Here is a 15,394-nt window from a genome sequence, read left to right as displayed (position 1 = left end):
CACTCCTCGCACGTGACGTTCTGGACACCTCCACTTATGCAAGAAAGCCTGAGAGCGGACAAGTGGAACGAATCACCTCGATTTACTGGCAAAGGAACGGCAAACTCACAAGAATGCAATCGCACCATCGGAAAGTCCAAGGGGCGCGCCGCCTTGGCTGTCACACTCCGTAACGGAATCGGAATGGGCCAATACGCGAGGCCCTTCTGATGTGATCGGTCCTGTCGAATTAACTGGCTTGATTCGGTCGATTCCGTGGCTGCGTCATCCACTCGGAAGATCGGTTCTCGGCCGTTGTCGCTCTCCGTTCTCTCTCCGCCCGATCCCCGGATATGTCCGGGAGAGGGCGCGAAGAGGAAGCGCGGCCACTGTGGCCGAGATAGGTCCAGAGCTGCCCGAGTCAGGAGACGCCCATGTCCCGTGTATCGACCGGCCCGAGCGACAAGCCGACCGCCGCGCACGCCCTGCTGTCCCGGCTGCGCGAGCACGGCGTCGACAAGGTGTTCGGCGTGGTCGGCCGCGAAGCCGCCTCGATCCTGTTCGACGAGGTCGAGGGGATCGACTTCGTCCTGACCCGGCACGAGTTCACCGCCGGTGTCGCCGCGGACGTCCTCGCGCGCATCAGCGGCCGCCCGCAGGCCTGCTGGGCCACCCTGGGCCCCGGCATGACCAACCTCTCCACCGGCATCGCCACGTCCGTCCTCGACCGCTCCCCGGTCATCGCGCTGGCGGCGCAGTCGGAGTCGCACGACATCTTCCCCAACGACACCCACCAGTGCCTGGACTCGGTGTCGATCATCGCGCCGATGTCCAAGTACGCCGTGGAGCTCCAGCGCCCGCACGAGATCACGGACCTGGTGGACTCGGCCGTGAGCGCGGCCATGACCGAGCCGGTGGGCCCCTCCTTCATCTCGCTCCCCGTCGACCTGCTCGGCTCCTCCGAGGGCATCGACACCTCGGTGCCGAACCCGCCCGCCATCACCCCGGCCAAGCCGACCGGCGCGGTCGCCGACGGCTGGCAGGCGCAGGCCGACCGGGCGGCGGAGCTGCTGACGCAGGCCGAGCACCCGGTGCTGGTGGTCGGTGCCGCCGCGATCCGCTCCGGCGCGGTGCCCGCGATCCGTGCGCTGGCCGAGCGGCTGAACGTCCCGGTCATCACGACGTACATCGCCAAGGGCGTCCTGCCGCACGGCCACGAGCTGAACTACGGCGCCGTCACCGGCTACATGGACGGCATCCTCGACTTCCCCGCCCTCGACACCCTGTTCGCCCCGGTGGACCTGGTGCTCACCGTCGGCTACGACTACGCCGAGGACCTGCGGCCGTCGATGTGGGAGCGGGGCCTGGAGAAGAAGACCGTGCGGGTCTCGCCCACCGCGAACCCGATCCCGCGCGTGTACCGGCCCGACGTCGACGTCGTCACCGACGTGCTCGCCTTCGTGGAGCACCTGGACGCGGCGACGGCCTCGCTCGCGGCCAAGGACCGGCACGACATCGAGCCGCTGCGCGCCCGCGTCGCCGAGTTCCTCACCGACCCGCAGGCCTACGAGGACGGCATGCGGGTGCACCAGGTCATCGACTCGATGAACACGGTCATGGCGGAGGCCGCCGGACCCGGTGAGGGCACGATCGTCTCCGACATCGGCTTCTTCCGGCACTACGGTGTGCTGTTCGCCCGCGCCGACCAGCCGTTCGGCTTCCTCACCTCGGCCGGCTGCTCCAGCTTCGGCTACGGCATCCCGGCCGCGATGGGCGCCCAGCTGGCCCGGCCCGGCCAGCCCACCTTCCTCATCGCCGGCGACGGCGGCTTCCACTCCAACAGCGCCGACCTGGAGACCATCGCCCGGCTGGGCCTGCCGATCGTGACCGTGGTGGTCAACAACGACACCAACGGCCTGATCGAGCTGTACCAGAACATGGGTCACCACCGCAGCCACGACCCCGCGGTGAAGTTCACCGGCGTCGACTTCGTCGCCCTCGCCGAGGCCAACGGTGTCGACGCGACCCGGGCGACCGACCGGCAGGAGCTGCTGGCGGCGCTGCGCAAGGGTGCCGAGCTCGGCCGTCCGTTCCTGATCGAGGTGCCCATCAGCTACGACTTCAAGCCGGGTGGCTTCGCCGCCCTGAGCATCTGACCATGGAGGCAGCTGACTTCCCGGCTGCCTTCGGGTTCCTGGCTTCCGCCCGCTCCGGCGGAAGCCCGGTCCCCGAGGCGGTCTTCGCGACCCGCGGCAGCCTCGCCCGTATCGAGGCCCCGCTGCGCGACCAGACCCTGGCCGCGACGCTGGTGCACGCTCCCGGGGCCGCGCCGGATGCCGCGCAGGCCCGTGACGAGGACACCTCGGTGATCCTCGCCGGAGAGTTCTACAACCGTGCCGCCCTGCGGTCCGTCCTGTCCGAGGGAGCCGGGCCGGACGGTGACGCGGAGCTGCTGCTGCGGCTGCTGCGGCGCTACGGACTGCATGCCTTCCGGCTGGTCAACGGCCGTTTCGCGGCCGTGGTCGGCACTGGACGCCGGGTGCTGCTCGCCACCGACCACGCCGGTTCGGTGCCGCTGTACGTGCGGATGAGCCCGGGCGAGGTCAGGGCGTCCACCGAGGCCAAGACGCTCGCCGGGGACGACGCGCCGCGGGGCTTCCCGCTCGCCGACGCCCGGCGGGTGCCGGGTCTGGCGGGCGTCTACCAGGTGCCGGCCGGCGCGGTCCTGGACATCGACCTGGAGTCCGGCACGGCGGAGGCCCACCGCACCTGGACCCCGCCCCTGGCCCGGCGGATCATGCCGGAGGACGAGGCGGTGGCGGCCGTCCGCGCGGCCCTGGAGCAGGCCGTCGCGGCCCGGGTGCCGTCGGGCGCCACACCGTTGGTGGTGCTGTCCGGCGGCATCGACTCCTCCGGCGTCGCGGCCTGCGCGCACCGGGCGGCCGGCGGCCTGGAGACGGTGTCCATGGGCACCGACACCTCCGACGAGTTCGCCCAGGCCCGGGTGGTCGTCGACCATCTGGGCAGCCGGCACCGGGAGATCACGGTCCCGGCCGCCGACCTGCTGGCCCAACTGCCGTACGCGGTCTGGGCGTCGGAATCGGTGGACCCGGAGATCATCGAGTACCTGCTGCCGCTGGTGGCGCTCTACCGCGCCCTCGACGGCCCGGCTCGCCGGATCCTCACCGGGTACGGCGCGGACATCCCGCTCGCGGGCATGCACCGCGAGGACCGGCTGCCGAACCTGGACACCGCCGTCGCCCACGACATGGCGACCTTCGACGGCCTCAACGAGATGACCCCGGTGCTGTCCACGCTCGCCGGCCACTGGACGACCCACCCCTACTGGGACCGGGACGTCCTCGACCTGCTCGTCCCGCTGGAGGCCGGGCTCAAGCGCCGGCACGGCCGGGACAAGTGGGTGCTGCGCGCCGCGCTGGCCGACGCGCTGCCCGAGGAGACCGTGCTGCGGCCCAAGCTCGGCGTCCACGAGGGCTCGGGCACCACGTCGTCGTTCTCCGGGCTGCTCGCCGAGCACGGTGTCGCGCCGGAGTCGGTCGGCAAGGCCAAGCGGCAGGTGGTGCGCGACCTGTTCGCCCTGACCGTCGCGGCCGGCCGCCACCCCTCGCAGGTGAGCACCGCCGAGGTGGTGCGGTCGGTGGCCGACCGGTTCGCGCGAGGGGCGGCATGAGCGCGCACGCCAGCGAGGTCCCAGCCCCGACCGTCACCCATCTTCAGGAGGGGAGCTGAAACCGTGGAGCGCATCGACTCGCACGTTTCGCCCCGCTACGCCCAGATACCCACGTTCATGCGGCTGCCGCACGACCGTGATCCCCGCGGCTACGACGTCGTGGTCATCGGGGCCCCGTACGACGGGGGCACCAGCTACCGGCCCGGCGCGCGGTTCGGTCCGCGCGCCATCCGCAACGAGTCCGGCCTCATCCACGGCGTCGGCATCGACCGCGGGCCCGGTGCCTTCGACCTGATCAACTGTGTCGACGCGGGGGACATGGACCTCACCCCGTTCGACATGAACATCGCGATCGACACGGCGCAGCGGCACCTGGGGAGCCTGCTGAAGGCCAACGCCGCCTTCCTGATGCTCGGCGGCGACCACTCGCTGACCGTGGCCGCCCTGCGCGCCGTCGCGGAGCAGCACGGCCCGGTCGCCGTACTGCACCTGGACGCCCACTCGGACACCAACCCGGCGTTCTACGGCGGCCGCTACCACCACGGCACGCCCTTCCGGCACGGGATCGACGAGAAGCTCATCGACCCCACCGCGATGGTCCAGCTCGGCATCCGCGGCCACAACCCGAAGCCCGACTCGCTCGACTACGCCCGCGGCCACGGCGTACGCGTGGTCACCGCCGACGAGTTCGGGGAGCTCGGTGTGCGCGGGGCCGCCGACCTCATCCGGGAGCGGATCGGCCACCGGCCGGTCTATGTGTCGGTCGACGTCGACGTGGTCGACCCCGCCTTCGCCCCCGGCACCGGCACCCCCGCCCCGGGCGGGCTCAGCTCGCGCGAGGTCCTCGCCCTGCTGCGCTGCGTCGGTGACCTCAAGCCGGTCGGCTTCGACGTGATGGAGGTGTCGCCGCTGTACGACCACGGCGGGATCACCTCGGTCCTGGCCACGGAGATCGGGGCCGAACTGCTCTACCAGTACGCCCGCGCCCATCACACCCAGATGTGAACGCGCCCACCACACCAGATGTGAAGGAGACATCGCGTCATGGCTTCTCCGATAGTTGACTGCACCCCGTACCGCGAGCCGCTCCTCGCGCTCGCCGCCGAGCTGCCGGACGTGCCGCGCGCGGACCTGTACGGCTTTCTCCAGCAGGCGAAGGAGCTGGCCGACCGGCTGCCGGAGGGACTGGCCGCCGCCCTCGACACCTTCAACGCCGAGGGCAGCGAGGACGGTTATCTGCTGCTGCGCGGGCTGCCCGTCGACGAGGACGAGCTGCCCGTCACGCCCACCTCCACTCCGGCCCCGGCGGACCGCCGGCGGCTGGTGATGGAGGCGATGCTCGCGCTGGCCGGGCGGCGGCTCGGGCTGCACACGGGGTACCAGGAGCTGCGCTCGGGTACCGTCTACCACGACGTGTATCCGTCGCCGGGCGCCCACTACCTCTCCTCGGAGACCTCCGAGACCCTGCTGGAGTTCCACACGGAGATGGCGTACCACGTCCTCCAGCCGAACTACGTCATGCTGGCCTGCTCCCGCGCCGACCACGAGCACAAGGCCGAGACCCTCGTCGGGTCGGTCCGCAAGGCGCTGGCGCTGCTCGACGAGGAGACGCGGACGCATCTGTTCGACCGCCCGATGCCCTGCTGTGTCGACGTGGCCTTCCGAGGCGGCGTGGAGGACCCGGGCGCCATCGCCAACGTCAAGCCGCTGTACGGCGATCCGCAGGACCCGTACCTGGGCTACGACCGTGAGCTGCTGGCGCCCGAGGACCCGCAGGACAAGGAGGCCGTCGCCGCCCTGTCCAAGGCGCTGGACGACGTGACCGTGGGCGTCAAGCTCATCCCCGGCGATGTGCTGATCATCGACAACTTCCGTACGACGCACGCCCGTACGCCGTTCAGCCCGCGCTGGGACGGCAAGGACCGCTGGCTGCACCGGGTGTACATCCGCACCGACCGCAACGGCCAGCTGTCCGGCGGTGAGCGGGCGGGCGACGTCGTCTCGTTCTCGCCGCGCCGCTAGGTCCGGCCGCCGTACCGTACGGCCACGCTCCCCTTCATCGTTCCGGGTGAAGGGGAGCGTGGCCTGTCGTGCATGAATATGCTGAAGTATTGGAATTGATGCAACGAACCTGCAACCCCGTCTCAGGAGTCGCTGACATGCCCGAAGCCACACCGCAGACACCCCGGGGATTCGTCGTGCACACGGCGCCGGTGGGACTGGCCGACGACGGCCGGGACGACTTCACCGTGCTCGCCTCCACCGCCCCGGCGGTGGTGAGCGCGGTCTACACCCGCTCCCGGTTCGCCGGGCCGAGCGTGCAGTTGTGCCGGGACGCGAGCGCCGACGGCCGGGCCCGCGGCGTGGTCGTGCTGGCCCGCAACGCGAACGTCGCCACCGGAGCGGAGGGCGAGGCCAACGCACGCGAGATCCGCGAGTCCGTGGCCCGCACCCTCGGCGTGCCCGAGGGCGAACTCCTCATCGCCTCCACCGGGGTGATCGGCCGTCAGTACCCGATGCAGAGCATCCGGGACCACCTCAAGACGCTCGCCCTGCCGTTCCCCGACGGCGGCTTCGACCGCGCGGCCCGCGCCATCATGACCACCGACACCCGGCCGAAGGAGGTCCGGGTGCGGGTCGGCGAGGCGACCCTCGTGGGCATCGCCAAGGGCGTCGGCATGCTGGAGCCGGACATGGCGACGCTGCTGACGTTCTTCGCCACCGACGCCCGGCTCGACCCGGCCGAGCAGGACCGGATCTTCCGCCGGGTCATGGACCGCACCTTCAACGCGGTGAGCATCGACACCGACACCTCCACCAGCGACACGGCCGCCCTGTTCGCCAACGGACTGGCCGGGGACGTGGACCCGGAGGAGTTCGAGCGCGCCCTGCACACCGTCGCGCTGGCCCTGGTCAAGAACATCGCCGGCGACGGCGAGGGGGCGAGCAAGGTCATCGAGGTGCAGGTGACCGGCGCCCGCGACGACGCCCAGGCCAAGCGGGTCGGCAAGACCGTCGTCAACTCCCCGCTGGTGAAGACCGCCGTGCACGGCAGCGACCCCAACTGGGGCCGGGTCGTCATGGCGATCGGCAAGTGCTCCGAGGACACCGACATCGACCAGGAGCGGGTCACGGTCCGCTTCGGCGAGGTCGAGGTCTACCCGCCGAGCACCCGCGACGACCACGACGAGGACGCCCTGCGTGCCGCCGTCGCCGAGCACCTGCGCGGCGACGAGGTCGTCATCGGCATCGACCTGGGCATCGCCGAGGGCGCCTTCACGGTCTACGGCTGCGATCTCACCGAGGGATACGTGCGGCTCAACTCGGAGTACACCACCTGACATCGCCCACGGGTCGGCTATACCGACCGGCCCCCGGCTATGCGCACACCCCGCCGCCGCCCTCGTCCGGCGCGACGCCCCCCGCACGATGTGAGGGAACGCGACGCGACGAGGGCTGGAGGGCCATGGAGACCACTCGGTCGACGAGCACGGACGAGGACTTCGACGCCGCTGTGCGGGGTGTGGTCCGCTCCACCGACGCCGAGGGCGGCACGCTCCGGCTCGTCCGCACGGACGACTTCGACTCACTCGATCCAGGCAACACCTACTACGCCTACACCTGGAACTTCCTCCGGCTGATCGGCCGGACCCTGGTCACCTTCGACACCGCCCCCGGCAAGGCGGGCCAGAAGCTCGTGCCCGACCTCGCCGAGTCCCTCGGCGAGTCCTCCGAGGGCGGCCGGGTGTGGACGTACCGGCTGCGCGAGGGGCTGCGCTACGAGGACGGCAGCCCCGTCACCTCCGGCGACGTCAAGTACGCGATCGCCCGCAGCAACTACGGCACCGACGTGCTGGGCGCCGGGCCCACCTACTTCCGCCATCTGCTCGGCACGGAGTACGGCGGCCCGTGGCGGGAGCCGGACGTGGACGGTCCGCTCACCCTGGAGACCCCCGACGAGCGCACCCTGGTCTTCCGGCTGAAGGAGCCGTTCGCCGGACTCGACCTGCTGGCGACGATGCCGAGCACGACGCCGGTGCCGCGCCGCCTGGACACCGGCGCCGGGTACCGGCTGAAGCCGGTGGCGACCGGACCGTACCGGGTCGCCTCCTACACCCGCGGTGAACTGGCCGTCCTGGAGCCCAACCCGCACTGGGACCCCGCCACCGACCCGGTGCGGGTGCGCCGGGCCGGGCGGATCGAGGTCCATCTCGGCAAGGACCCGCACGAGGTGGACCGGATGCTGCTGGCCGGTCAGGCGCACATCGACCTGGCCGGCTTCGGGGTGCAGCCCTCCACCCAGGAGCGCATCCTCGCCGACCCGGCGCTGCGCGCGAACGCCGACAACCCGCTGACCGGCTTCACCTGGATCTACTGCCTGTCCAGCCGGATCGCGCCGTTCGACAACGTGCACTGCCGGCGCGCCGTGCAGTTCGCCACCGACAAGGCCGCGATGCAGGAGGCGTACGGCGGTCCCGTCGGCGGCGACATCGCGACCACGCTCCTGCCGCCGACCCTCGACGGCTACCGGCCCTTCGACCGCTACCCGGTCGGCCCGCACGCCACCGGCGACCTCGCCGCGGCCCGCGCCGAGCTCAAGGCGGCCGGGATGCCGGACGGCTTCCGTACGAAGATCGCCGCCCGCAAGGACCGGCTCAAGGAGTACCGGGCCGCCGAGGCGCTGTCGGCCGGTCTCGCCCGGGTCGGCATCGAGGCGGAGGTCCTGGACTTCCCCTCCGGCGACTACTTCGACCGCTACGGCGGCAGTCCCGAGTACCTGCGCGAACACGGCATCGGCATCATCATGTTCGGCTGGGGCGCCGACTTCCCGGACGGCTACGGCTTCCTCCAGCAGATCACCGACGGCCGGGCGATCAAGGAGCGCGGCAACCAGAACATGGGCGAGCTGGACGACCCGGAGATCAACGCCCTCCTCGACGAGGGCGCCGCCTGCGCCGACCCGGAACGCCGCGCGGAGATCTGGCACCGCATCGACCGCCTCACCATGGACCACGCGGTGATCGTGCCGTACCTCTACCCCCGCTCCCTCCTGTACCGCCACCCGGACTCCCGCCACGTGTATGTCACCGGGTCCTTCGGGATGTACGACTACGTGGCCCTGGGGGCGAAGTAGGCCCTGGGCACGACGTGGGCCCTGAGCGCCAAGCAGGCCCTGGGCGCCGAACAGGCCCCGGGGTGGTCGTTCACCCCGCCTCGCCCGACAGTCCCGCCGGAGCCACGTGCCGAGTCGGCCAGTGCTCCGGCGGGAGCGGGTGGTCGACGGTGCGGCAGGCGGCGGCCGCGTCGCGGAACTCGGCCTCGTAGCGGGCGAGTTGGTGCAGGAAGCGGCGGGTGGGGCCGGTCAGTTCGGTGCCCCGGGGGCTGCGCAGCAGCAGATGGGCGCCGAGGGACTGCTCCAGGCGGTGGATACGGCGGGTGAGCGCGGACTGGCTGATGCACAGCACGGCGGCGGCACGGTTGATGCTGCCGTGCTGGGCCACCGCCTGCAGCAGATGCAGGTCCGCCACGTCCAGCTTGCGGGTCTCGGCCGGCACTGGAGCCGGGGCCGGGTCCGGTGCGCCGTCGGCGAGCCGCTCGGTGTGCTCCACGTACCAGTTCGCCCACCAGGGCTCGTGCAGCATGTCCCGGTGCTGTTCGGCGAAGCGCCGCAGATGCCGGTCGGCGATCAGCGCGGCCAGCCGCCGGGCCACCGTCCGGGGCACGATCGTGGGGTCGACCAGCAGGCTCGTGGTGCGGCGCGGGCGCTCCGCCAGGGAGCGGCGGACCAGTGAGGGGTCGAGGACGGCCGGATGGGTGGGGGAGCCCAGCCCTATCGCGTCGCCCCGGCGCAGCATGCCCCGGGCGACCGAGGCGTCGGTGACACGCAGCCGGGTGGGCGAGGGCAGGCCCGCCGTCTGGAAGACCCGGGACACCAGGATCTCGGAGGTGGGCCCGGTCTCCGACACCCAGGTCTCGTCCCGCAGATCGGCCAGCGACACCGTCTCCCGGGCCGCGAGCGGATGGTCGCGCGGCAGGATCACCCACAGCGGATCGTCCAGCACGGCGTACGTGCGGGTCGCCCGGTCCAGCGAGTGGCGCGGGGAGTCCAGGCTCCAGGTGTACATCGCGTCCACGTGATAGGCGGCCAGCTGCCCGGCGACCCGGTGCGGTGCCTCGTGCCGGACCGACAGCAGCAGACCCAGCAGGGCGGCGGCGTCCTCGACCACCTCTTCGAGGAGCGGTTCGGTGGAGGCGATCGACAGCACCTCCGGGGCGTCCACGGCCTCCGAGCCATGGCCGAAGATGTGGGTGCGCGCCGCGAGGTCGATCTGGTGGTAGAAGCGGCGCCCGGCGACCAGCAGCCGCGAACCCGCCGAGGTCAGCCGGGCGGTGTGCCGGCTGCGCAGGGTGAGCGGCAGCCCTACGGCCCGGTCCAGACGGTCGAGCTGGCGCTCCACGGCGGCGTGCCGGGCCCCGGCCCGCCGGGCCACCTCCCCGAGGTCACCGCACTGTCCCACCGCGTCCAGTAATGACAGGTCTTGGCGGCTGAACGGTGCGTGAATTTCCGGCCGAACGGCCACCGACGTCAGTTCCGACCCGAGAGACAATTTCGGTTTCCTTTTCCGTGAAGATCAGTACCGCTGAATTGTCAGAGCTGCTCTTCAATTCGGTCCGGAAACGAGCGTAGGCAGGGCCGCTCTTCGGGTCGCTCTTCGAGCTGTCCTCGTACGCTGTCGGGAGAGCGGTGGGAGAGCGGTGGCAGATCGGCCGAAGACCGGGCGGAGACCGGGCGGAGAGCACGCGGGGACGCGCGCGCCGCCCGGTCCGCGGGCCGGGGCCGGTCAGGCCTGGTCGGTGGGGCGTACGAAGATCTCGGCGACCGTGGCGTGCGGCGGGGCCGTCACCGCGTAGCGCACCGCCTCGGCGATGTCCTCGCTCTGCAACTGGCGGATCTTGGCGACGCGTTCGGTGATGGCGGCCTTCGTCGGGGCGTGGGTGATGTGCTCGCGCAGTTCCGTCTCCACCGTGCCCGGCTCGATCACCACCACCCGCACCCCGCGCTCGGTGACCTCCTGACGCAGCGCCTCGCTGAACGCGTTCACGGCGAACTTGCTCGCGTTGTAGACGGCGGCCCCGCGCATCGCGACCCGCCCCGCGATGGACGACATCTGCACCACGACGCCCTGGCTGCGCAGCAGATGGGGCAGCGCCGCATGGGTCACGTACATCAGCCCCCGGACATTGGTGTCGATCATCCGGGTCCAGTCGGAGGTGTCGGCGCCCTCCACCGGCCCCAGCAGCATCAGCCCGGCGTTGTTGACCACGACGTCGAGCCCGCCGAGGGTCTCGACGGTTTCGGCCACGGCCGCGTGGACGGCCTGCTCGTCGGTGACGTCCAGGTCGAGGACGTGCACCTTCGCCCCGGCGGCGGTGAGTTGGTCCCTGAGGGCGTGCAGCCGCTCGACCCGGCGGGCCGCGATCGCCACGGCGGCGCCCTCGGCGGCCAGCATCCGCGCCGTGGCCTCGCCGATTCCCGAACTCGCACCCGTGACGAGCGCGACTTTCCCCTGCAATGCGGACGGCATCAATTCCCCCACTTTCATACGGTGGTTGGCCAGAAGAAACTAGCAGTCGGCACATTGCCGCTGAATTCCTTTCGGCGGCCCTGGTTATGACTGTTTCCGCCGGGTTATGCGGGCAGCGCCGACGCCCCGGGCGTGCCCCGCCGGGCTGCGGCAGATTGGCTGCACGAATGGCGTGATCCGTGTGCGGCGATGGGCGGGTGGATGATGAACGAGGCGACGCCTCACGAGCAGCAGACGGCACCGGCGTACCCGATGACCCGAGTCTCACCCGTGGACCCCCCACCGCAGCTCGCCGAGTTGCGCGGCGGCGGCCGGGCCGCGAGCCGGGTGACGCTGTGGGACGGTGCCCAGGTGTGGCTGGTGACCTCGCACGCCGGTGTCCGGGCCGTCCTGGGCGACCGCCGCTTCACCGCGGTCACCAGCGCCCCCGGCTTCCCCATGCTGACCCGCACCTCCCAACTGGTGCGCGCCAACCCCGCGTCGGCGTCCTTCATCCGCATGGACGACCCGGACCACTCACGGCTGCGCTCGATGCTCACCCGGGACTTCCTGGCCCGCCGCGCCGAGGCCCTCAGGCCGGCGGTGCGCGAGCTCCTGGACGACCTCCTCGCCAAGCTGGTCGCCGGGGAGCGGCCGGTCGATCTGGTCGGCGGGCTGACCATCCCGGTGCCGTCCCGGGTCATCACGCTGCTCTTCGGGGCGGGCGACGAGCGCCGCGAGTTCATCGAGAGCCGCAGCGCCGTCCTCATCGACCGCGGCTACACCCCCGACCAGGTCGCCGCCGCCCGTGACGAACTGGACGGCTATCTGCGCGAGTTGGTCGAGCAGCGGCTCGCGGACCCCGGCGACGACCTGATCAGCCGACTGGTCCTGGACCAGGTGCGGCCGGGCAACCTGACCGTCGAGGAACTGGTCCCGATGTGCCGGCTGCTGCTGGTGGCCGGGCACGGCACCACCACCAGCCAGGCCAGCCTCAGCCTGCTGAGCCTGCTCACCGACCCGGGCCTGGCCGAGGCGCTCACCGATGACCCGGGCCTGATGCCCAAGGCGGTCGAGGAGCTGCTGCGCTTCCACTCCATCGTGCAGAACGGCCTGGCCCGGGCCGCCGTCGAGGACGTACAGCTCGACGACGTGCTCATCAGGGCCGGCGAGGGCGTGGTGCTGTCGCTGTCGGCGGGCAACCGTGACGAGCGGGTCTTCCCCGACCCGGACCGGCTGGACCCGCACCGCGACGCCCGCCGCCATGTCGCCTTCGGCCACGGCATGCACCAGTGCCTGGGCCAGTGGCTGGCCCGGGTCGAGCTGGAGGAGATCCTCGCGGCCGTGCTGCGCTGGATGCCCGGAGCCAAGCTCGCCGTGCCGTTCGAGGAGCTGGACTTCCGCCACGAGGTGTCGAGTTACGGGCTCGGCGCGCTCCCCGTGACCTGGTGAGCGCCGTGCACCGGCTGACCGTCGCGGTCGACCCGGCCGCCTGCTGCGCCATGGGCCGCTGCGCGGCCACGGCACCGGAGATCTTCGACCAGGACCCCGACACCGGAACCGTGGTCCTGCTGGACGCCACACCCCCACCCGAGTCCCACGAGTCGGCCCGCCTGTGCGCCGAACTCTGCCCGTGCGGGGCCATCACCGTCGACGAGGACTGAACGCCTGTGACCACAGGCCCTGAGCGAATGCATCAGCACGGATCCCGCCGGACGGCGGCCGACAAGGAGCGATGATGACCGAAGGTGCCGGTTCCGTCCCGTCCGCCGCGCTCGCGGCACTCGCCGCCGACGCCTCGCCGCGCGGCGAGGCGGCCCGCTGGGCGGTGGAGCTGCTGACCGGGCCCGACGCCGGTCCGGACGCGGACCCGGGCGGCCGTTTCGTGCCCGCGCTGGCCGCCCGGATCGCGCCGGACTTCGCCGCGTTGCTGGCCCGGTGGCGGGCGAAGGGTCCGTTCTTGGTCGCCTCCTACCAGCCCGTCGCCCACAAGGCATGGGTGGTGCTGGCCGGGGCGGGGGAGGGACGCCACACGTTGTCGCTGACGCTCGACTCCAAGGGCCTGATCCAGCAGTTCACCCTCCAGCCCGAGGTCGTCACACCGGAGATACCCACCTGGGACGCGCTGGAGGAGGCGCTGCGCACCCCCGGCGTCGAGACGTCCGCCCTCGCCGCACGGCTGACCCCCGAGGGCTACGACGTCCTGCACGCCTCGGCCGCCGAACGGCCGATGCCGGCCGGCTCCACCAACAAGCTGTACGTGATGCGCGCCCTCGCCCACGCCATCGACAGCGGCGCACTGACCTGGGACGACGAGATCACCGTACGGTCCGCGCTGCGCAGTCTGCCCACCGGTGACATGCAGGAACTCCCGGACGGCACCCGGGTGTCGGTGCGCGAGACGGCGCACAAGATGATCGTGCTGAGCGACAACACGGCCGCCGACCTGGTCCTCGACCGGCTGGGCAGGGCCGCCGTGGAAGACGCGGTGGCCGACTCCGGGCACCACGACCCGGTGCTGCTGCGGCCGTTCGCAACCAGCCGCGAGATCTTCGAACTCGGCTGGGGCGACCCGGAGCTCAGGAAACGCTGGGCCACGGCCGGCGAGACCGGGCGGCGGGCCCTGCTCGACGGCATCGACCGGCCGCTGACCGTGCGCCTGTCCGACCTCGGTGAGACGGTCCACCAGTTCGGCGTCGACTGGTTCATGAACGCCTACGACGTGCTGGGCGTCCTGCGCGGTCTCGCGGCCGACAGTGAACGGGACGCCACCGGCACCGTCGAGGACATCATGACCGCCTACCCGGGCCTCGTCGTGGACCGCGACCGCTGGACGCGGGCCTACTTCAAGGCCGGTTCCGCCCCCGGCGTGATGATGTTCTGCTGGCTGCTGCGCGACCACGCCGGCGACACCTACGTCCTGGTGCTGCGGCAGCAGGCCGACGAGCAGAAGTACGTCGGCGACGGCCTGTTCCTGCGCGGGCTCGGCGCCCGGGTGATCGAGTCCGGGCTGCTCGGCCGGTGAGCGTCCGGGACCGGTCCCTCGCCGCCTTCGTGGCCCTGCTGTGGGGGCTGAACTTCCTCGCCGTGCGGATCGGCCTCGACCACTACCCGCCGTTCTTCCTCTCCGCCCTGCGCTTCGTCGTGCTGGCCGTGCCGGTGGTGCTGTTCGTGCCCCGGCCCAAGGCGCCGCTGCGCTGGCTCGTGCTGTACGGGCTGGGCTTCGGGGCGCTGCAGTTCGGGCTGCTGTTCCTCGCCATCGACCAGGGCATGCCGTCGGGGCAGGCGTCGGTCGTGGTGCAGGCGGCTGCGCCGTTCACCATGCTGCTGGGCGCCGCACTGCTCGGCGAGCGGATCTCCCGGCGGCAGCTGGGCGGCATCGCCCTGGCCGTGCTCGGCATGACGGTCATCGCGGTGGAGCGGGCCCGCAGCGCCGCGCTGCTGCCGCTGCTGCTGACCGTGCTGGCCGCCCTCGGCTGGGCGCTGGGCAACATCGCCAGCCGACAGGCCCGCCCGGACCATCCGCTGCGCTTCGCCCTGTGGATGGCGGTCGTGCCGCCGGTGCCGCTGCTGGTCCTGTCGGCCGTCATGGAGGGACCCACCACCGGCTGGCGCGCGCTCGGCGACTCCTTCGGCGGCGACGGCTGGCCCGCCCTGGTGGCGCTGCTCTACACCGCGCTCGCCGGTTCCGTCGTCGGCTCCGGCATCTGGACGACGCTGCTGAAGAAGTACGAGGCGGCCACCGTGGCCCCGTTCTCCATGCTGGTGCCGGTCGTCGGTGTCGCGGTCGCCTGGCTCTTCCTCGACGAACGCCTCACCGGCTGGGCGGCCGCGGGCAGCGTGGCGGTCGTCGGCGGCGTACTGCTCGGCTCGACGACCACACGGCGCAAGGCCCCCGAGGACCGGCCGCCGGTCATCGACGGCGGTACGCGCCCCACCACCCAGCCCTCGGCCGAACCGGCCTCCCGGGTTCAGGACATCTGACGGTCGGTGGGCTATCGCTCGGCCCGGAGTCTGCACACCGAAGGGGCCCCCCCCGCCGCGGGTATGTGGGCGCGGGGGCGGCGGCCGGTGTTTGTGAGAGCGCTCGCCCCCCCCCCCCCCCGGGGGGTTTAAAAAAAAACAAGACCCCCAAACACACCACAAATAGGGGAGGGAG

Annotated in this window: 12 protein-coding genes; 10 read left to right on the top strand and 2 right to left on the bottom strand. The window is 71.9% G+C overall.

Translation table 11 applies throughout. The features are described 5' to 3' along the window. Positions 1-413: 413 nt before the first annotated feature. The 6 genes from ACFWYS_RS10090 (at position 414) to ACFWYS_RS10065 (ending at position 8,804) form a co-directional block, all read left to right on the top strand. Positions 414-2,135 (top strand): thiamine pyrophosphate-binding protein, encoded by a 1,722-nt coding sequence (locus ACFWYS_RS10090; protein WP_384765543.1) that lies wholly within the window; start codon positions 414-416, stop codon positions 2,133-2,135. A gap of 2 nt (positions 2,136-2,137) precedes the next feature. Further along, positions 2,138-3,670, top strand: a complete 1,533-nt coding sequence (locus ACFWYS_RS10085; protein WP_384765541.1) for an asparagine synthase-related protein — start codon at positions 2,138-2,140, stop codon at positions 3,668-3,670. Positions 3,671-3,733: 63 nt separating this feature from the next. After that, complete coding sequence (gene speB, locus ACFWYS_RS10080) at positions 3,734-4,675, top strand: agmatinase (protein ID WP_384765539.1); 942 nt, start codon at positions 3,734-3,736, stop codon at positions 4,673-4,675. Positions 4,676-4,714: 39 nt separating this feature from the next. Further along, positions 4,715-5,692 carry a clavaminate synthase Cs1 gene (gene cs1, locus ACFWYS_RS10075; RefSeq protein ID WP_384765538.1) on the top strand — a complete coding sequence of 326 codons (978 nt, stop codon included), beginning with the start codon at positions 4,715-4,717 and terminating at the stop codon, positions 5,690-5,692. 137 nt (positions 5,693-5,829) lie between these two features. Beyond that, a complete protein-coding gene (argJ, locus tag ACFWYS_RS10070; protein ID WP_384765536.1) occupies positions 5,830-7,011 on the top strand; it encodes a bifunctional glutamate N-acetyltransferase/amino-acid acetyltransferase ArgJ in 1,182 nt (393 codons plus the stop codon). A 125-nt stretch (positions 7,012-7,136) separates the two neighbouring features. Continuing rightward, a complete protein-coding gene (locus ACFWYS_RS10065) occupies positions 7,137-8,804 on the top strand; it encodes an ABC transporter substrate-binding protein (protein ID WP_384765534.1) in 1,668 nt (555 codons plus the stop codon). Between the two features lie 70 nt (positions 8,805-8,874). On the opposite strand, the gene ACFWYS_RS10060 is transcribed toward ACFWYS_RS10065, so the two are convergent. After that, on the bottom strand, positions 8,875-10,188 hold the full coding sequence (locus tag ACFWYS_RS10060) for a LysR family transcriptional regulator (RefSeq protein WP_384765532.1): 1,314 nt from the start codon (positions 10,186-10,188) through the stop codon (positions 8,875-8,877). Positions 10,189-10,512: 324 nt separating this feature from the next. Then, positions 10,513-11,256 (bottom strand): SDR family NAD(P)-dependent oxidoreductase, encoded by a 744-nt coding sequence (locus ACFWYS_RS10055; protein WP_384765530.1) that lies wholly within the window; start codon positions 11,254-11,256, stop codon positions 10,513-10,515. Between the two features lie 270 nt (positions 11,257-11,526). Here ACFWYS_RS10055 and ACFWYS_RS10050 point away from each other — a divergent pair, with 270 nt between their 5' ends. From ACFWYS_RS10050 to ACFWYS_RS10035, 4 genes are all read left to right on the top strand, one after another. After that, the gene (locus ACFWYS_RS10050; RefSeq protein WP_384765528.1) at positions 11,527-12,687 is read left to right on the top strand and encodes a cytochrome P450; all 1,161 of its coding nucleotides are present in this window, start codon (positions 11,527-11,529) and stop codon (positions 12,685-12,687) included. Further along, the gene (locus ACFWYS_RS10045; protein ID WP_384765526.1) at positions 12,684-12,899 is read left to right on the top strand and encodes a ferredoxin; all 216 of its coding nucleotides are present in this window, start codon (positions 12,684-12,686) and stop codon (positions 12,897-12,899) included. The genes ACFWYS_RS10050 and ACFWYS_RS10045 overlap by 4 nt, the downstream gene beginning before the upstream one ends. Positions 12,900-12,970: 71 nt before the next feature. Further along, positions 12,971-14,260 (top strand): serine hydrolase, encoded by a 1,290-nt coding sequence (locus ACFWYS_RS10040; protein WP_384765524.1) that lies wholly within the window; start codon positions 12,971-12,973, stop codon positions 14,258-14,260. Next, positions 14,257-15,219, top strand: coding sequence for an EamA family transporter (locus tag ACFWYS_RS10035; protein WP_384765523.1), 963 nt, complete (start codon positions 14,257-14,259; stop codon positions 15,217-15,219). Before ACFWYS_RS10040 ends, ACFWYS_RS10035 begins: the two co-directional genes overlap by 4 nt. The last annotated feature ends 175 nt before the right edge of the window (positions 15,220-15,394 follow it).

It is taken from the genome of Streptomyces sp. NPDC059010 (genome assembly GCF_042740355.1).
In the GTDB taxonomy this organism is placed as follows: domain Bacteria; phylum Actinomycetota; class Actinomycetes; order Streptomycetales; family Streptomycetaceae; genus Streptomyces.
This window is presented reverse-complemented; position numbering and strand designations above follow the sequence as displayed.